General features: G+C 65.3%; 19 protein-coding genes. 15 read left to right on the top strand and 4 right to left on the bottom strand.

The window, feature by feature from the left end:
• Positions 1-14: 14 nt before the first annotated feature.
• A complete protein-coding gene (locus tag RM532_RS09385; protein ID WP_311653065.1) occupies positions 15-959 on the bottom strand; it encodes an OmpA family protein in 945 nt (314 codons plus the stop codon).
• 110 nt (positions 960-1,069) lie between these two features.
• Complete coding sequence (locus tag RM532_RS09380; RefSeq protein ID WP_311653063.1) at positions 1,070-2,017, bottom strand: hydrogen peroxide-inducible genes activator; 948 nt, start codon at positions 2,015-2,017, stop codon at positions 1,070-1,072.
• A gap of 121 nt (positions 2,018-2,138) precedes the next feature.
• Between RM532_RS09380 and RM532_RS09375 the strand changes: the two genes are divergently transcribed.
• Positions 2,139-2,795, top strand: a complete 657-nt coding sequence (locus RM532_RS09375) for a carbonic anhydrase (RefSeq protein ID WP_311653061.1) — start codon at positions 2,139-2,141, stop codon at positions 2,793-2,795.
• Between the two features lie 23 nt (positions 2,796-2,818).
• Positions 2,819-4,456, top strand: coding sequence for a SulP family inorganic anion transporter (locus tag RM532_RS09370; protein ID WP_311653059.1), 1,638 nt, complete (start codon positions 2,819-2,821; stop codon positions 4,454-4,456).
• 85 nt (positions 4,457-4,541) lie between these two features.
• On the opposite strand, the gene fadA is transcribed toward RM532_RS09370, so the two are convergent.
• Together fadA and fadB are read right to left on the bottom strand one after the other, a co-directional pair.
• Positions 4,542-5,702, bottom strand: coding sequence for an acetyl-CoA C-acyltransferase FadA (gene fadA, locus RM532_RS09365; protein ID WP_311653057.1), 1,161 nt, complete (start codon positions 5,700-5,702; stop codon positions 4,542-4,544).
• Positions 5,703-5,802: 100 nt separating this feature from the next.
• Positions 5,803-7,947, bottom strand: a complete 2,145-nt coding sequence (gene fadB / locus RM532_RS09360) for a fatty acid oxidation complex subunit alpha FadB (protein WP_311653055.1) — start codon at positions 7,945-7,947, stop codon at positions 5,803-5,805.
• Between the two features lie 444 nt (positions 7,948-8,391).
• Between fadB and RM532_RS09355 the strand changes: the two genes are divergently transcribed.
• From RM532_RS09355 to RM532_RS09295, 13 genes are all read left to right on the top strand, one after another.
• A complete protein-coding gene (locus RM532_RS09355; RefSeq protein ID WP_311653053.1) occupies positions 8,392-9,066 on the top strand; it encodes a phasin family protein in 675 nt (224 codons plus the stop codon).
• A gap of 85 nt (positions 9,067-9,151) precedes the next feature.
• Positions 9,152-10,087: an ArsR/SmtB family transcription factor gene (locus tag RM532_RS09350; RefSeq protein ID WP_311653051.1), complete on the top strand. Its 936-nt coding sequence runs from the start codon at positions 9,152-9,154 to the stop codon at positions 10,085-10,087.
• Positions 10,084-10,791: a TVP38/TMEM64 family protein gene (locus RM532_RS09345; RefSeq protein ID WP_311653049.1), complete on the top strand. Its 708-nt coding sequence runs from the start codon at positions 10,084-10,086 to the stop codon at positions 10,789-10,791. Before RM532_RS09350 ends, RM532_RS09345 begins: the two co-directional genes overlap by 4 nt.
• An 81-nt stretch (positions 10,792-10,872) precedes the next feature.
• Positions 10,873-11,367, top strand: a complete 495-nt coding sequence (locus tag RM532_RS09340; protein WP_311653047.1) for a Na+/H+ antiporter subunit E — start codon at positions 10,873-10,875, stop codon at positions 11,365-11,367.
• Positions 11,367-11,654 (top strand): MrpF/PhaF family protein, encoded by a 288-nt coding sequence (locus RM532_RS09335; protein ID WP_311653045.1) that lies wholly within the window; start codon positions 11,367-11,369, stop codon positions 11,652-11,654. Before RM532_RS09340 ends, RM532_RS09335 begins: the two co-directional genes overlap by 1 nt.
• Entirely contained in the window at positions 11,654-11,971 is a 318-nt protein-coding gene (mnhG, locus tag RM532_RS09330; RefSeq protein WP_311653043.1) for a monovalent cation/H(+) antiporter subunit G, read from the top strand. Before RM532_RS09335 ends, mnhG begins: the two co-directional genes overlap by 1 nt.
• 4 nt (positions 11,972-11,975) lie before the next feature.
• The gene (locus tag RM532_RS09325) at positions 11,976-12,515 is read left to right on the top strand and encodes a DUF4040 domain-containing protein (protein WP_311653042.1); all 540 of its coding nucleotides are present in this window, start codon (positions 11,976-11,978) and stop codon (positions 12,513-12,515) included.
• A complete protein-coding gene (locus tag RM532_RS09320) occupies positions 12,512-12,949 on the top strand; it encodes a Na(+)/H(+) antiporter subunit B (RefSeq protein WP_311653040.1) in 438 nt (145 codons plus the stop codon). The genes RM532_RS09325 and RM532_RS09320 overlap by 4 nt, the downstream gene beginning before the upstream one ends.
• A complete protein-coding gene (locus RM532_RS09315; RefSeq protein WP_311653038.1) occupies positions 12,946-13,335 on the top strand; it encodes a cation:proton antiporter subunit C in 390 nt (129 codons plus the stop codon). Before RM532_RS09320 ends, RM532_RS09315 begins: the two co-directional genes overlap by 4 nt.
• Positions 13,332-14,822: a proton-conducting transporter transmembrane domain-containing protein gene (locus RM532_RS09310; protein ID WP_311653037.1), complete on the top strand. Its 1,491-nt coding sequence runs from the start codon at positions 13,332-13,334 to the stop codon at positions 14,820-14,822. Before RM532_RS09315 ends, RM532_RS09310 begins: the two co-directional genes overlap by 4 nt.
• Positions 14,819-16,270, top strand: a complete 1,452-nt coding sequence (locus RM532_RS09305; protein ID WP_311653036.1) for a proton-conducting transporter transmembrane domain-containing protein — start codon at positions 14,819-14,821, stop codon at positions 16,268-16,270. Before RM532_RS09310 ends, RM532_RS09305 begins: the two co-directional genes overlap by 4 nt.
• Positions 16,267-16,530: a hypothetical protein gene (locus RM532_RS09300; RefSeq protein WP_311653035.1), complete on the top strand. Its 264-nt coding sequence runs from the start codon at positions 16,267-16,269 to the stop codon at positions 16,528-16,530. The genes RM532_RS09305 and RM532_RS09300 overlap by 4 nt, the downstream gene beginning before the upstream one ends.
• On the top strand, positions 16,523-18,217 hold the full coding sequence (locus tag RM532_RS09295) for a Na(+)/H(+) antiporter subunit D (protein WP_311653034.1): 1,695 nt from the start codon (positions 16,523-16,525) through the stop codon (positions 18,215-18,217). Before RM532_RS09300 ends, RM532_RS09295 begins: the two co-directional genes overlap by 8 nt.
• Positions 18,218-18,242: the final 25 nt, after the last annotated feature.

The raw sequence follows: 18,242 nt of genomic DNA, 5'->3' as shown, positions 1-18,242 counted from the left end.
AGCCGGTCTCCCTGCTACCAGACCACCAGCTCAACCCGGCGGTTGCGTGACCGGCCATCGGCATCGCTGTTACTGGCTGCCGGCGAGGTAAAACCCACGCCCCAGGGCTTGAGGCGGCTGCGGGCCACACCCTGATCGCTGGTCAGCGCCTGGACCACGGCCTCGGCCCGCTGCCGTGACAGATCGATGTTGTAGTCGAATTCCCCGCGGGTATCGGTATGGCCGACCACCAGCAGCCGCAGGTCGGGGCGTTGGCGCATCAGCTTGCCGATTTCAGTCAGCGTGGGATTGGAAGCATCGCGCAAGCGGGCACTGTTAGTATCGAAATAGATGCCGTACAACGCCACCCGGCCTTGCTCGTCCAGCCGGCGGCCCATTTCCTCGGCATCCACGGTGATGGCCGAAAGTTCGCGGGGGCTGGCGTCAATCACGTCCACCAGCGTGAACACGCCCTCACCGGCCGCCGAGACGCTGCTCTGGACCGCGACGAATCGATCGCCGCCGGGCCGGGCATGGCGTGCCGCCAGATAGCCGACCGCACCGGCATCCAGAATGAAGCGCTCCGCGTCATGCCGCCCTCCCGGGCTGGCCTGCAGGAAGGCAGGACCGCCACAGGCCTCGTCGGCACAGCGGAACAGAATTTCGAAGCCGGACTCGCGCAGATCATCCGCGATGGCGTCGAGCACTGCCTCCGGTGACCCGTCTCCCGGCGATCGATAGACACGGCGGGCAAGCGGACCATCCACGGTTCGGGTCGCCGCCAGGTTGGCGTCGATGCCCCCGGGATCTTCCGCCGGCGCGGTAATCAAATCATAGGTGGATTGCGGCCGGGTATCGTCGCTGACTGTCTCGGCCGACTCGGGCGCCGCTACCTCCCCGGACTGGGCCCATGCAGTGCCGAACATCCCGAGTACGAGCCAGAGTCCGGTAAGTAGCGGCAGCGTCGGAAATAAGCGCATCGCGTGTCTCATCACCTGATCAGAGATTGCCGACTGCACTATTGCAACGGCCACAGGCACAGCGTAGCGGGGAAAGCCGGGACTCGCATCCTGTCGCGCGTCGCCGACCATCAGGCGACGTCCCGCGGCCCGTCCGCCACCGCGACATGACCGACCAGATCCCGGGCGCAGATCTGCCGAATGATGGTGGCAAGCTGCTGGTACCAGTGACGCTGGGCCGAACGCGGCCGCCAGGCCAGCACGATGTCACGGCGCGGCGTCTCGAAACCGGCCTCGAGCCGGATCACGTCGTGGCGCGGACCAATCTCCGAGCGGATATAAAGCGACGGCAGAAACGACACCCCCAGGCCGGTACCGATCATCTGACGCAGGGTATCCAGACTGGTGCCCTCGAAATCCCGCATCAGACGGAAGCCGTAATCGCGGGCCACCCCCTGAACCCGCAGAAAGGAACGATGACGCTCCTCGATCACCAGGAAATTCTGACCGACGCAATCCGCCGGCCGCACGCGATCGAGATCCGCCAGCGGATGATCCGGCGCCGACACCAGGTATAGCGGCTCGCTGAACAGCGGAGCGGAGGCCATGTCGCGATTCTCCAGCGGCGATGACGCGAGGATCAGATCGTACTGCCCGTCCACCAGTCCGGCCTCGAGCTCACGCGGCCCATCCTCCTTGACGAAGATGCGCAGGGCCGGGAAACGCGCATGCAGTTCCGGAATCACGTCCGGCAGCAGGTACGGCCCCAGAGTGGGCAACACGCCCAGCCGGTGTGTGGCCGAGGGTGATTCCGCTGCCTCCCGAGCGAAGTTGATGATCTCCCGGCTTTCGCGCAGCAATCGCTCCACATGCGGCAACAGGGATCGCCCCAGTGCCGTTACCAGAACGCCGGCGCGCGAGCGCTCCACCAGTGACAGCCCCAGCGCCGTCTCCAGCGCGGAGAGCTGTGCCGTCAGCGTGGGCTGGCTTACCCCCAGCCGCAGGGCGGCGCGACGCACGCTACCCTGCTCGGCGACTGCCGCGAAGCAGCGCAGTTGCTTGATGGTGGGTTCGGCCAAGCGGCAACTCCGAGGTGATCGTGTTTTACTATCATAATTTATCAGAACTTATGTCTTACGCGATTGCCTGATGTTGCCTAGTCTTGCGGGCTAATCGTTTTCCCGACCAGGGGTTTTCGTCATGGACAAGCTTCTCGACGGCATCGAACGCTTCCAGGGGGAGCGCTTCGCCGAATACCGCGAACTGTTCGCGGAGCTGGCTGGCGGCCAAGCACCGGAAACGCTTTTCATTACCTGCGCGGACTCGCGTATCGATCCGAGCCTGATCACGGGCGCCGATCCCGGCGACCTGTTCATCTGCCGCAATGCCGGCAACATCGTGCCGCCGTATGGCGGCGGCGGCGCCGAGGGCACGGCGGCGTCGGTGGAATACGCGGTGGGCGCGCTGAACGTGCGCGACGTCATCGTCTGCGGCCATTCCGGCTGCGGCGCCATGACCGGCGTGCTGGCCCCGGAAATACTTACCGAGTTCCCCCAAATGCGTCAGTGGCTGACCCACTGCCACGCCGCCGTCAACACGGTACGGCAGAACCATCCGGACCTGGACGATGTCGCGCGTCTTGCTCGCGTGGTCGAGCAGAACACGCTGGTCCAGCTGCAGCACCTGCGCACCCATCCCGCGGTGGCGGCGAGACTGGCCGCCAAACGCATACGCCTGCATGCCTGGGTCTACGATATCGGCAGCGGCGGCATCACTGCCTACAACCCGGACCACGATGCGTTCGAGCCGCTGGACCGGGCCTACGCCAGTCTGCGCGGTAACACGGGCACCGACTGATTCCGCGATACGGAGACGATTCGATGGCCTTTCTGGACACGAGCAATCTCAAGGGCGACCTGTTCGGCGGCGTGACCGCCGGCATCGTAGCCCTGCCGCTGGCACTGGCGTTCGGCGAGGCGTCGGGGGCCGGGCCGATCGCCGGTCTCTGGGGCGCCATCCTGGTGGGGTTCTTCGCCTCGCTGTTCGGCGGCACCGGGCCCCAGGTCTCGGGCCCCACAGGCCCCATGGTGGTAGTGTTCGCCGGCCTCTACGCCAGCCTCGCCGACAACCCGACGCTGGTGTTCACCAGCGTGGTGCTGGCCGGCGGCATGCTGGTTGTCATGGGCGTGCTGGGGCTGGGCCGCTACATCCGGCTGGTGCCGTATCCGGTGGTTTCCGGTTTCATGAGCGGCATCGGCTGCATCATCATCGCCCTGCAATTGTCCCGGCTACTGGGTCACGAACCGGCCGACACCGGTACCATTCCCGCCATGGCGGCGGTGCCGGGGGCTCTCATGTCGCCCAATCTGTCGGCGTTTGCCCTGGGGGCGGCAACGCTGGCAATCGTGTTCACTTGGCCCGCGAAGCTGGGCAAGTTCCTGCCGGGTCCACTGGCGGCCCTGATCATCTGCACCCTGGCCGGACTGGTGCTGCCGGCAGCACCGGTACTGGGCGATATCCCCACCGGACTGCCCGATTTCATCATCCCGTCGCTGACCCAGGATTCGCTTTTTGTCGTGCTGGAGGCCGCCATCATCCTGGCCGTCCTGTGCGGTATCGACAGCCTGCTGACCTCCTTGGTGGCCGACAATATGACCCGGGAACGGCACGACTCGAACCGGGAGCTCATCGGCCAGGGCATTGGCAATACGGTAGCCGGCTTTTTCGGCGCCATTCCGGGTGCCGGCGCCACCATGCGCACGGTGGTCAATATCCGGACCGGCGGCAGCACCAAGATTTCGGGCATGACCCATGCCGTGCTGCTGCTGGCGATCGTGCTGGTACTGAGCCCACTGGCCTCCCAGATTCCGCACGCCGTGCTGGCGGGCATTCTGATCAAGGTGGGTTACGACATCATTGACTGGCGCTATCTGATGCACGCGCACCGTGGACCTCGCTGGGACCTGGTGCTGATGGCACTCGTGCTGGGTCTGACCGTGTTCGTGGACCTGATTACGGCCGTTGCCGTGGGCGTGGTGCTGGCGGCTCTGGCCTTCGTCAAGGAAATCGCGGACCTGCAGCTGGCGTCTCTGGAGTCGGACACGGATGATGTGAATGATGCAGAGACGGCGGATCTGCTGAAATCCGCCGGCGGCCGGGTGATGCTATTCGACTTCTCCGGCCCGCTGAGCTTCGGCGCCGCCGCCGACCTTGGCCACCATGTACGGGAACGTTCCTCGAACGAGACCAGCGTGGTGATCATGGACTTTTCCCATGTGCCGCATCTGGATGTTTCCGCAGCCAAGGCCGTGGAGACGATCGCCGAAGACGCCAACGATTACGGCCGATCGCTGTTCATCACCGGTGCCAACCAGGAAGTCCAGAACGTGCTGGCAGCACTCGACGTCACCCAGTTGGTGCCGACCGACCACTGGTTCACGGACCGGGTGGCGGCGCTGCGTACCGCGATCGCCGAACTCGACGATCCGCCGGCCGGCGCCGTGCCGCAGCCGGGATAAGTACCGGCCAGGCGGAAACGAAAAAGCCCGCATGGCATCTGCTGCCATGCGGGCTTTTTCATGCCGCCGATAACCCGCTCGGCGATCAGTTCATGCGTTCGATCACGGTGGCAATGCCCTGCCCCATGCCGATGCACATCGTGGCCAGGCCGAGATCCGCATCCTTGTCCTGGAGAATGTGCGCCAGCGCGCCGGTGATACGGGCACCGGACGTGCCCAGCGGATGCCCCAGCGCAATGGCGCCGCCGCGGATGTTGATCGCATCCTGGCGATCCTCGAGCTGCATCTCGCGCAGGACCGCCAGGCTCTGGGCAGCAAAAGCTTCGTTGAGTTCGAAGTAGTCGATGTCGGCCAACGACACACCGGCCCGTTCCAGCGCCTTCTTGCTGGCCGGGACCGGACCGCGGCCCATGATCGAGGGGTCGCAACCGGCCACTGCCATGCCGCGGATGCGGGCCATCGGGGTCAGGCCCAGGGCCCTGGCCTTGTCGGCGGACATCACCAGGACCGCTGCGGCGCCGTCGGAAATGGCCGAGGCGTTGCCCGCGGTCACCGACCCTTTCGGATTGAAAGCGGGCCGCAGGGCGGCCAGGGATTCCACGTTGGCATCGGCCCGCACCACTTCGTCGGCATCGCATTGCTGCGCAAAGCCATTGGCATCATGCCCGGCTATCGGCACGATCTCGTCGGCAAAGCTGCCGTCCTGGTTGGCCTGATGCGCCCGCTGATGCGACTGCACCGCGAACGCATCCTGCGCTTCGCGCGTGACATTGTGCATGGTGCCAAGCATCTCGGCGGTCAGGCCCATCATGCCGGCGGCCTTGGCGGTGTAGCGGGCCAGCTGCGGGTTAAAGTCGATGCCGTGGGTCATCGGCACATGGCCCATGTGCTCGACCCCGCCACAGATATACACGCCATCATGACCGCTCTGGATAGCCCCGGCGGCGGTATGGATGGCCTGCATCGACGAACCGCACAGCCGGTTGACCGTCTGCCCGGGCACCTCGTGCGGCAGGCCCGCCAGCAGCGCGGCGTTGCGGGCGATGTTGAAACCCTGTTCCAGGGTCTGCTGCACACAACCCCAGATCACGTCCTCGACGGCATCCGGCTCGACCGCCTCGTTGCGGGCCAGCAATGCCTTGATCAGATCGGCCGACAGCGTTTCGGCCCGCACGTTGCGGAACATGCCGCCCTTGGAACGGCCCATGGCGCTGCGGACCGCGTCGACGATGACTACATCTTGCATGGCTTTACTCCGTAAAGCAGTTGCGAGTTTCGTGTTTCCGGTTTCGGGAATGCGGCTCCGAAACCGATTCCGACGTCACTCGAAACGTGAAACTTGAAACTTAGTAGTAGGTCTCACCCTTGTCCGCCATCTTGCGCATTCGCGCGGTCGGCTCGTAGAGCTTGCCGAGTTCGGCATAGGCGTCCGCGCGCTCGACCACGTGCGCCAGACCCAGGCGATCGGCGTACTTCAGCGCCCCGCCCCGGAACGGCGGGAAGCCGACGCCCAGCACCAGTCCCATGTCCAGTTCATTGGGGGTGGCGACGATACCTTCTTCGAGACAGCGGGCCGCCTCGATGATCATCGGAATCATCATGCGTTCGATGATCTCGTCATCACCGGCCTCGCGGCTGCCATCCGGTTGGACCTTCGCCACCAGTTCGTAGGCGGCCTCGTCCACGGTTTTCTTCGGCTTGCCCTTCTTGTCCTGCTCGTACTTGTAGTAACCGGAGCCGGTCTTTTGGCCATACCGGCCCGCCTCGACCATCACGTCCAGGGAGGATTGCGACTGCGCCTTCATTCGGTCCGGGTAGCCCGCGGCCAGAACTTCCTCGACATGCTGCGATGTATCCATGCCCACCACGTCGGACAGGTAGGCGGGACCCATGGGCCAGCCGAACTTTTCCATCACCTTGTCGATGCGGGCGAAATCCACACCGCCGGACACCAGCGCCTGAAACCCGAAGAAGTACGGGAACAGGATGCGGTTGACCAGGAAGCCGGGGCAGTTGTTGACCACGATCGGGGTCTTGCCCAGCTTGGCGGCATACGCCACCACCGTGGCGACGGCTTCATCGGAACTCTTTTCCCCCTTGACCACTTCCACCAGCGGCATCGCATGCACCGGGTTGAAGAAGTGCATGCCGAGGAAGTTGGCGGGCCGCTTGAGTCCGGCCGCCAGCTCGTCGATCGAGATCGACGACGTGTTGGAGGCAATCACGGCGTTCTCGCCGACCGCCTCCTCGGTTTCTGCAAGCACTGATGTCTTGATCTTGGGATTCTCGGTGACCGCCTCGATCACCACGTCCACGTTGCCGAATTCGGCGTAGGACAGCGTCGGCCGGATACGACCCATGCCGGCGGCCATCTTGGCGGTGTCCATCTTGCCGCGGGAAACGCGCTTGTCGAAGTGCTTGGCCGCCTCGTCGAGACCCTGCTGCAGCGCATTCTCGGCGATATCCTTCATGGTGATCGGCACGCCCTTGAGCGCCGACTGATAGGCGATGCCGCCGCCCATGATACCGGCGCCGAGAACGGCCGCCTGATTGACATCCCGCGCAATCTTGCCGTGCCCCTTGTTCTTGCGCTTGATCAGCTGGTCGTTGAGGAACAGCCCGATCAGGGCGTCCGCTTCCGGCGTGCGGGCCACCGCGAGGAAACCCTTGCCCTCTTCGGCGAGCGCGTCGTCGCGAGTCATGCCGGCCGCCGCCTGGATGCGCTTGACCGCTTCCACCGGGGCCGGGTACTGGCCCTTGGACTGCTGCGCGACATAACCCTTGGCGGTCTCAAACGACATCATCGCCTCGACCTGGTTCAGACCCAGCGCCGCCCTCTTCTGGGCGTTGCGGGCCTGCCAGTCGAAGCCCCCGGCGATCGCCTTGGCCAGCAGATCGCGGGCAGCGGTCTCGACCTGATCATCCGCCACCACCGCATCCACGGCGCCCAGCTTCAGGGCCGCATCGGCACCGTTCTGGCTGCCGGTACAGATCCATTCCACCGCGTTGTCGGCACCCACCAGGCGCGGGAAGCGCACGGTGCCGCCGAACCCCGGAATGATGCCGAGCTTCACCTCAGGAAAACCGATCTGCGCGGACTGCCCCATCACGCGATAATCGGTGGCCAGACACATCTCAAAACCGCCGCCCAGCGCCAGCCCGTTGATGGCGGTCACCGTGGGCACGCCGAGGTCCTCGATCGCATTGAAGACGTCGTTCGATGCCTTCATGCCTGCCAGGAATTCGTCGTCCGACTGCTTGAACATCTCGCCGAATTCGGTGATGTCGGCGCCGACGATGAATACCGGCTTGCCGCTGGTCACCACCACACCCTGCAGACCGTCGGCCCGCTTGAGCGCCGCGGCGGCTTCGCCGAGCTCGCGCACGGTGGCGGCATCGAACTTGTTGACGGATTCGTCGGCGGCGTCGAACCGCAAATCGGCGATACCGTCGGCCAGCGTGACCGACAGTTTCGATCCCTCATAGACCATGATTGCGTCTCCCGCGAGTCTGTATGGATAACCGGGCGATCAGGCGCCGGGCGGACCCGACTTATACGGGTCTTATGGTGATACTTTTTTACAGACCATACTGTAGCGTATTGCAGCAGCGCACACAATCAGGGCCCCAACCGAATACGGCCGGCGAGATCAGCATTCGCGTCCGACCAGGCGCATCTAATTGAACAATTGTTCGATCGCGTCCGCCAGCGATACCGGCCTGCAAGCGCACCCACGCCGAATGATGGCCGACCGACGCACCCGCATCCTGCATACGCGGCACCCAATTCAGCTTTTCCAGCGAATACCAGCCCCTCTGGCGCGGCCGGAACTGGTACCGCGGAGCACTGCAAGGCCTGATTTCACCGGCTTTTGACAGCGTCCGGGGGCCAGCCTACACTCAATCCGCACTTACCACGCCGGGAGACAGGGCTGATGGCAAAGAAAGAGAGTCGCGCGACGCAGCTTCGCAAGGAAGTCGACAAGCTACGCAAGAGCTATACAAAGGCGATGACATCGACCAACAAGGCGGTTTTCGACGGCATCGAACGCTTGGCCGAGCACGAGCTCAATGCCATCAAGAAGCACTATGAAGAAGCGCTCAAGAACATCAAGTCGCTGCGCAAGGGCGGCGACCCGCGTGACATCGCGACCTCCCAGTTACGGCTGATGCAGGACACCATCGATCGTATCCTGGCCAACGCCCGGGAAAGCCTGCAGATCCTCGACAAGACGCGCCAGCAGATCAACGAGGAAATCCGCAAGAGCCTGAACGACACCGGCCAGGCGGCCACCGGGGCGAAGAAGGTGGCCACCGGCAAAACCACGGCCAAGTCCACTGCGGCAAAGTCGACCGGCACCCGCCGCAGCACCGCGAAGACGACGAAGCCGACCGCCCGCAAATCCGGCACCACCGCCAAGCGCAGCACCGCGACAAGCAAGGCTGGCAGCACCGCCCGCAAGAGTCCGTCGACGGCCAAACGGTCCACCACGGCCAGGAAGCCGGCGGCGCGCAAGACCACCACCGCACGCAAGTCGACGACCGCCCGCAAGACCAGCGCGGCGAGCAAGAGCGGAAGCGGCAGTTCGGGTACCAAATCGACCAGCTGATACCACCAAATCGGCTTGTTCTCACTGACGGGCCGCCTCGCGAGGCGGCCCGTTTTGTTCCTGACTGACTACCACCCTGACACCATTGCTCGATCTCGAACACGGTTCCCAGCTGCTCCGTCTCATCGGTGAGCCCACTCGCCTGCGGCTGTTGCTGATCCTGGAAGCGGAACCGCTGACGGTGGCCGAGCTCACCGCCGTCACCGGCCTGTCACAGAGCCGCGTTTCCACCCATCTCGGTCGCCTGCGCCGCGGCGGGCTGGTCAAGGAATACGGCCAGCGCACGCGGGCACTGCTGACAGTGGACCCTGCCTCCTTCGACGACCGGGCGCGGCAGCTATGGCAGGTCCTGGCGGAGAATATCGACGACAGCAGGCTGCATCAGGACCGGGAACAGGCCCGGGAGATCGCGCGCCGTCGCCAGGTCCGCCCGTCCTGGGCCGAATCGGCGGCCGGCAGCATGGAGCGTCAGTACTCTCCCGGACGCACCTGGGAGGCCACCACACGGGCCCTGATCGGGCTGCTCACGCTGGGTGACGTACTGGACGTGGCCTCGGGCGACGGGGTACTGGCGGAACTGCTCGGCAATCAGGCCCACTCGGTGACCTGCCTGGATTACAGCCGCACCGTGCTCGCCGCGGCCCGGCGCCGGCTGGCACAACGCACGAACGTCCACTTCAAACTGGGCGACATGCACGACCTGTCGATGGGCGATGCCTCGTACGATCAGGTGTTCCTGATGCACGCGCTGACCTTCACCGATCAACCCGAGCGGGTGATCGCCGAGGCCGCTCGGGTACTGCGACCGGGCGGTGATCTGGTGCTGGCTACCCTGGCTGAACACGAACACGGGGCTACGGTGGCCGCCTATGATCATGTCAATCTGGGATTCTCGCGCGTTGCGCTGCTGGACTGGGCCGCCGAGGCCGGCCTGACCGTGCGTTATTGTGATCTCAGTTCCCGCGAGGCGCGTCCGCCATACTTCGAAGTGTTGACCCTGATCGCCGCCAAGCCCGCATGATCGGCATCCCCACCCGGACGAAATGGATCGTCGGACTGGTCTGGCTGCTGGCACTGACTGCCGGCCTGGCTTGGGGCTGGTCCCGGGGTTTGTCCACCCCCCAGATCCTGGTAGCCGTCCACCAGGTGGTGTCCACGCACCCGCTGGCACCACTGGTGTTCATCGTGATCTACACCCTGCGGGCATTCACCTTCTTTCCCGCCATGTTCCTGACCATCGCCGCGGGCAGTCTGTTCGGCTTCTGGATCGGGCTGGTGGCAACGCTGTTCGGCGAGAACCTCTCGGCCCATACCGCTTACGGCATCGCGCGGTTCTTCGGCACCAGCAACCCCGATTCGGACGAAGCACAACAGCGACTCGCCCCCCTACGGCGAGCGCTACGGATGCATGCCTTTCCGACCGTACTGACGCTGCGGGCCAGCTACCTGCCCTTCGATCTGGTCAACTTCGGCTGCGGGCTGCTGCGTGTACCCTGGCCGGGCTTCGCGTTGGGTACGCTGATCGGGCTGCTGCCACCGATGCTGACGTTCGTGAGCTTCGGCGCCTCGGTGGAATTCGAGGCCTTCACCGCCAATTTCGATGACTTCCGGCCGGCCAACCTGTTCAACGAAACCCAGCTACTGGTGTCGGCCGCACTGATGGCGGCCAGTGCCCTCATCGTGTGGTTTGCCCAAGCACATCGCCGGCATCTGACGCGACGCTGACACCGCGTTGACGCGCTCCGGCCTGCTGGCTACAGTCGCGGGCTTGCGATGCATCCGGGGGAGCGGCGTCACGCCGGCATCATGCAGCGATACAGTGTCAGTCTCGGCGCGGTTCTGGTGGTCCTCTGGCTGCTGTTGTCCGGCCATTATTCCGCTCTGCTGCTGGGCTTCGGCGCGGCCAGCTGTCTGCTGGTGCTCTGGCTGGCTCGTCGGATGGGCACAGTGGACGCAGAAACCCAGCCGCTCTATCTGATGCGCCATCTGCCCGGATACTGGCTATGGCTGATGGCGCAGATCGCGCGCTCGAATATCGATGTCATCCGGCGGGTAATCGGCGGCCGCGACGCCCTCTCACCCACCATGGCGACCGTGCAGGTGTCCGGCCGAACGGAACTGGCGCAGGCGATCCTGGCCAATTCCATCACCCTCACGCCGGGCACCGTGTCAGTGGACGCCCGGCGCGACACGATTACCGTGCACGCCATCTCCGCCGAGGGCGCAGCCGAACTCAACGGCGGCGAGATGGATCAGCGGGTGCGTGCCCTGGAGGCCCGAGAGCCGGGGTACCACCGCTGATGTTCGCTGCCGCCATGGCCGGGGTCGCGGTCACCATGCTGTTGCTGCTGATCCGGGCGTTGCTGGGTCCCACGGTATACGACCGCATCCTGGCGGTGAACGTGTTCGGCACCAAAACCGTGCTGCTGATCGCGGTGCTTGGTTTCCTGGACGGTCGCCCCGAGTTTCTCGACGTCGCGCTGGTGTACGCGCTGATCAACTTCATCGGTACCGTGGCGGTGCTCAAGTTCATGCAGTACGGCGATCTGGGCTGGGGCGAGTCCGATCACCCGGATGGCGACGTGTAATGGCGCTGCTCCTGGATATCGCCAGCTGGCTGCTCCTGCTGAGCGGCGCGGTGGTAGCCGTGATCGGCGGCGTCGGCATGCTGCGACTGCCGGATGTCTATACCCGAATGCACGCTGCCTCGGTCACCGACACCGGCGGCATGATCCTGATCATCGGCGGGCTGCTGCTGCAGGCGCCGCACTGGCTGATCGCGGTAAAACTGCTGCTGGTGGGGCTGTTCCTGCTGCTGACCAGCCCCACTGCCGCCAACGCCCTGGCCAATGCGGCGATCCAGGACGGCATCAAGCCGATTCTGGGAGGGGGGCGACGTGGATAACCTGATGATCGAAGCCCTCACCCTGGCCCTGCTCACCCTGCTGGCGGTCACCGGCCTGGCGATCGCCCGCCTGCGAAACCTGTTCGCCGCGGCCATGCTCACCGGGCTGTTCAGCCTGCTGTCGGCCAGTGTCTTCATGGCGCTGGATGCCGTGGACGTGGCATTTACCGAGGCGTCCGTGGGTGCCGGCATTACCACCGTGCTGATGCTGGGGGCCCTTGCCCTGACCCGTGGTCGCGAGAAAACCGTCACCAAGATGCGCACGGCCCAGGCGCTGCTGGTGACCGGCGTTACCGGCGCGGCGCTGGTCTACGCCACCCTGGATATGCCGCATTTTGGCCAGCCCGACACGCCGGTCCAGCAGCACCCGCTGCGCGCGCATTACCTGGAAGCCAGCGAAAAGGAAATCCACATCCCGAACGCCGTGACGTCGGTGCTCGCCAGCTATCGCGGCTATGACACCCTCGGCGAGGTCACGGTGATCTTCACCGCCGGAATCGGCGTGTTCGTGTTGCTGGGCACCGCCCGGAGGCGCCGGCGATGACCGAGCACACCATCCTGCGGGTGGTCGCCAAGCTGACCATTCCCTTCATCCTGCTGTTCGCACTTTACGTGCAGTTCCACGGGGAATACGGCCCCGGCGGCGGTTTTCAGGCCGGCGTGATCTTCGCGGCCGGCATCATTCTCTACACGCTGATTTTCGGGCTCGACGAGGCCCGCCGCGTGATCCCGCCCTGGGCGGTACGCGCGCTGATCTCGGGCGGGGTGCTGATCTACGCCGGCACCGGCGTGGCCTGCATGCTGCTGGGCGGGGACTTTCTCGACTATAACGTGCTCGCCCACAAACCGGCGCACGGCCAGCATCTCGGCATCATCCTGGTGGAGCTGGGCGTGGGTGTCACCGTAACCGGCGGCATGATCGGCATCTTCTTCGTGTTCGCCGGACGTGGCCGGCGCCGGGAGGGCACGGTCGAATGAGTACTTTTCTCGGGCTCTACAATTACTGGATCGTGGTCCTGCTGATGATGATCGGGTTCTATATCGTCATCGGTCACGACAACCTGATGAAGAAGCTCATCGGTCTGAACCTGTTCCAGACCTCGGTATTCATCATGTACATCAGCGCCGGCGCCATTGACGGCGCCACCGCGCCTATTTTGGGGAATGTCGACGCGCCCTATGCGCATCCGCTGCCGCATGTGCTCATCCTCACCGCCATCGTGGTGGGAGTAGCCACCACCGCGCTGGGACTGGCGCTGGTGGTGCGCATTCACGAAGCCTACGACAGTCTCGACGAGAGCGAGATTATTGCCGCCTGCGATACCGGTGACGGGCCGGCGGACGAACACCGCGACCACGCATGATCGCGCACTTCTTTGCCCAGCTGCCGGCGCTGCCGGTGATTCTGCCGCTGCTGGCGGCCCCGCTGTGCGTGCTGCTGCGGCACGCCACCCTGGCCTGGCTGACCTACTGCGCCGTGAGTCTGGCGGTATTCGGCATCAGCCTGCTGCTGCTGGTCCAGGTGCATGTGGGAATCCCGATCTCCTACGCCATGGGCGGCTGGGCGCCGCCGGTGGGGATCGAGCTGCGTATCGACACGCTCAACGCCTTCGTTCTGGTGCTGGTATCGGGCATTGCCGCCGTGCTCGGGCCATACACCCGGGCCAGCGTGACTGCGGAACTGCCGGCGGAGCGGGCCTATCTGTTCTATGCGCTGATGCTGCTGACCCTGTGTGGTCTTCTCGGCATCACCATCACCGGGGATGCGTTCAACCTGTTCGTGTTCCTGGAAATCTCGTCGCTGTCGTCCTATGCGCTGATCGCGCTGGGCACCAAACGCCGCGCCCTTCTGGCCGCCTTCCAGTATCTGGTGATGGGCACCATCGGGGGAACCTTCCTGCTGATCGGCATCGGTCTGCTCTACATCATGACCGGCACGCTCAACATGGCTGATCTGGCCGAGCGGCTGCCGGCCGTGGCCGACACCCGCACGGTGGAGGCGGGGCTGGCCTTCATCGTGGTAGGGGCCAGTATCAAGCTGGCGCTGTTTCCGCTGCATGCCTGGCTGCCGGACGGCTACGCCTACGCGCCGTCGGCGGTCAGCGCGTTCCTGGCGGCCACCGCGACCAAGGTGGCGGCCTACGTGCTGATCCGCTTCATCTATACCGTATTCGGCGCTACCTACGCCTTCGGACAGCTCCCGCTGGGCGAGATTCTCGCGCTGCTGGCGGTGGCGGCGATGCTGTACGGATCACTGGCCGCCATCTTCGCCAGCGACGTCAAGCGGCTGCTGGCCTGGTCGAGCGTGGCCCAGATCGGCTACATCGTACTGGGAATCGCGCTGGCCACGCCCGAGGGGCTGACCGCCGCGGTCCTGCACATGCTCAACCACAGCGTAATCAAGGGGGCGCTGTTCTGCGCAGCGGGCGCCCTGTTCTGGCGGCTGCGCCGCAGCGACCTGGCATCGCTGGCCGGTGCCGCCCGCGCCATGCCGTGGACCTCGGCCGCGTTTGTTGCCGCGGGCCTCGGGCTGATCGGGGTACCGGCCACCGCCGGTTTCATCAGCAAGTGGTATCTGCTGGCCGCGCTGTTCGACGCCCAGCAGGGCTGGCTGGCCGCCGCGGTACTGATCAGTTCGCTGATGGCGGTGATCTACATCGGCCGGGTGGCTGAGCTGCTTTACTTGCGCCCGGCGCCGGACAACGTGCCGGCGCCAAGAGAGGCACCCGCGGCCATGCTGGCCGCCACCTGGACCCTGGTACTGGTCAACATCGGCCTGGGGTTGTACAGCACCCCGATCGTTGATGTGGCCCGTTCGGCGGCCACCGGACTGACCGGAGGCGGCACATGACCATCGCTCTGCCATGGCTAATGGCGTTGCCCGCCGCCGGCGCGCTCGGAGTGATCGCCCTGGGCCGCTGGCCCAACCTGCGCGACGGCCTGAGCGTGGCCACCGCCCTGCTGCTGTTTGCGGCCGTAAGCAGCTGGCTGGGGCCGGTCCTCGAGGGGGCGCGTCCAGCGGTCACGCTGATCCAGATCCTGCCGGGTCTGTCGCTGAGCCTGGTGCTGGAACCGCTGGGACTGCTGTTCGCGCTGGTCGCTTCCGGGCTGTGGATCGTCACCGCGATCTACGCCATCGGCTACATGCGGGGTAATGACGAGCACAACCAGACCCGGTTCTTCGCCTGCTTCGCCCTGGCATTGGCAGCGGCCATGGGCATTGCCCTGGCCGGCAATCTGCTGACGCTGTTCCTGTTCTACGAAATGCTCACCCTGTCCACCTATCCGCTGGTGGCGCACAAGGGCAATGATGACGCCCGGGCCGGGGGACGCACTTATCTCGGCGTCCTGCTGACCACGTCCATCGGCCTGCTGCTGCCGGCCATCATCATTACCTGGGTGGTGGCGGGCACGCTGGATTTCACCCCCGGCGGAATTCTTCAGGGCCATATCACACCGATGGCCGCCACGGGCCTGTTCGCGCTGTACCTGTTCGGCACCGGCAAGGCGGCGCTGATGCCGTTCCACCGCTGGCTGCCGGCCGCAATGGTGGCCCCGACGCCGGTATCCGCGCTGCTGCATGCGGTGGCGGTGGTCAAGGCCGGAGTATTCGCGGTGCTCAAGGTCACCGTCTACGTGTTCGGCATCGACTTTGCTGCGGCGGGCGATATCACCGTCCCGATGATGTGGATCGCCGCCTTTACCATTCTGGCCGCCTCGGTGGTCGCCCTGACCCGCGACAATCTCAAGGCACGGCTGGCCTACTCCACCATCGGCCAGCTGGCCTACATCGTGCTCGGCGCCACCCTGGCCAACGGCATGGCGATTGCCGGCGGCGCCACCCACATCGTGATGCACGCCTTCGGCAAGATCACGCTGTTCTTCTGCGCCGGCGCCATCTACACCGCGGTGCATCGCACCCGGGTCAGCGAACTGGACGGTCTGGGCCGGGTAATGCCCTTCACCTTCGGCGCCTTTCTGGTGGCATCGCTGTCCATCATCGGCCTGCCGCCCCTGGGCGGGGCCTGGAGCAAATGGGCGCTGATGGCCGGCGCAGCCGACGCCGGCCAGTTGCTGATGATTGCGGTGCTGGCGATCAGCTCGCTGCTGAATATCGTGTATCTGCTGGATATCCCGGCCCGGGCGTTCTTCCGCCCCGGCCATGACCTGCCGACCGGCCGCCGGGAAGCGCCGCTTGCCTGCGTGGTACCGCTTTGCATCACCGCCGCGGGCAGCGTGGCGCTATTCTTCGTGGGCGGGCATATCCTGCAACTGCTGGCACCAGTGACCGGATCATGAGCAAGCAATCATCAACCGGCTGGCTGGAACGGGCCAGCACCGTCAACGGCATCGTCTATGCGCTGTGGGGGCTGTGCGCGCTGCTGATCGCCGCCGAGTTCGTCTATCACAAGCATCCCTACTTCGGCTTCGACGGCTGGTTCGGGTTCTATGCGCTGGCCGGCTTCGGCGCCTACTGCGTGATCGTTTTCTCGGCCAAGGGCCTGCGACGGCTGCTGGCCCGCGACGAGGATTATTACGGCGAGGATGGCGATGCCTGAGTGGCTGGCCAATCCCGCCCTGGTGATCATGGCCGGCGGCCTGCTGGCCGCCGTGTGCCCGCGCGCATGGCTGGGCGCACTGGCCGTGGCCCTGCCAGCGCTCGGGCTGACGCTGCTCTGGCAGCTGCCGCTGGGCACCTATGCGCCGGTAACGCTGTTCCAGCTGGAGCTGGCTACCATCCGCATCGACGGTCTGAGCCGGATATGGGCCACCATCTTCCATATCGCCGGTGGGCTGGCCGGTCTGTACGCGTGGCATGTCCGGGACCGGGTGCAGCACGCCGCGGCACTGATCTATGCCGGGGCCGCCATCGGCGCAGTACTCGCGGCCGATCTGGTGACGCTGTTCATCTACTGGGAACTTACCGCGATCGCCTCGGTGTTCCTGATCTGGGCCCGGGGCACCGCCCGCGCATACCGCGTGGGCATGCGCTACCTGGTGATCCAGGTGGTCTCGGGGCTGCTGCTGATGGCCGGCGCCATCATCCACTATCGCGCCACCGGGTCGCTGGCATTCAACCAGCTGGGGCTGGAGGTGCCCGGCGGCTGGCTGATCTTCCTGGCCTTCGGCATCAAGTGCGCCTTTCCACTGCTGCACAACTGGCTGCAGGATGCCTATCCCGAGGCCACCGTCACCGGCACCGTGGTGCTGTCGGTGTTCACGACCAAACTGGCCGTCTACGCCCTGGCCCGCGGCTTCGCCGGCGAGGAGATACTGATCACCATTGGCGCGGCGATGACCGCTTTCCCGATCTTCTTCGCGGTGATCGAGAACGACCTGCGCCGGGTGCTGGCATACAGCCTCAACAACCAGCTGGGGTTCATGGTGGTGGGCATCGGCATCGGCACCGAGATGGCGCTGAACGGGGCGGCCGCCCACGCCTTCGCACATATCCTGTACAAGGCGCTGCTGTTCATGTCGATGGGGGCGGTGCTCTACCGTGTGGGCACGATCAAGGCCAGCGAGCTGGGCGGGTTGTACAAGTCGATGCCGCTGACTGCCGTGTTCTGCATCATCGGCGCCATGTCGATTTCCGCCTTTCCGCTGTTTTCCGGCTTCGTCACCAAGTCGATGATCCTCACTGCGGCCGCGGTGGAACACCACTGGGTTGCCTGGCTGGTGCTGCTGTTCGCCTCGGCCGGCGTACTTGACCACTCCGGCATCAAGGTACCCTTCTTCTCGTTCTTCCACCACGACGTGGGCCACCGGGTGCCGGAAGCCCCTTGGAACATGCTGGCGGCCATGGGGATCACGGCACTCCTATGCATCGCCATCGGCGTGTACCCGGCGCCGCTGTACGCGATTCTGCCGTTTGCGGTGGACTACGCGCCCTACACCACCGCCCACGTGATTACCCAGCTGCAGCTACTGCTGTTCGCGGCGCTGGCCTTCACAACGCTGTTCCGCCGCGGCTGGTATCCACCCGAAATCCCGGCGCTGAATCTGGATTCGGACTGGGTCTATCGGCGGCTTGCTCCCCTGCTCCTGACCCGAGTCCGTGGCATCGCCGACCGCTGGGGCGACGCCCTCAGCGAACTGGCATCAGGGGCCGGCCGCCGCGGGCTCGCGCTTACCCGCCGCGTCTATCAGCCGGACGGCGTGCTTGCGAAGCCCTGGGGCACCGGTGTCATGACGCTGTGGGTTGCCGTGCTACTGGCCGCTTATCTGTTGTTCTATTTCGGGTAGAAAATAAAAATCCGGGCTGCTGGAA

This window comes from Spectribacter hydrogenoxidans (assembly GCF_031846275.1).
Classification (GTDB): domain Bacteria; phylum Pseudomonadota; class Gammaproteobacteria; order Nevskiales; family Salinisphaeraceae; genus Spectribacter; species Spectribacter hydrogenoxidans.
Note: the sequence above shows the minus strand (reverse complement) of the source record. Positions and strands in the feature narration are given on the sequence as shown.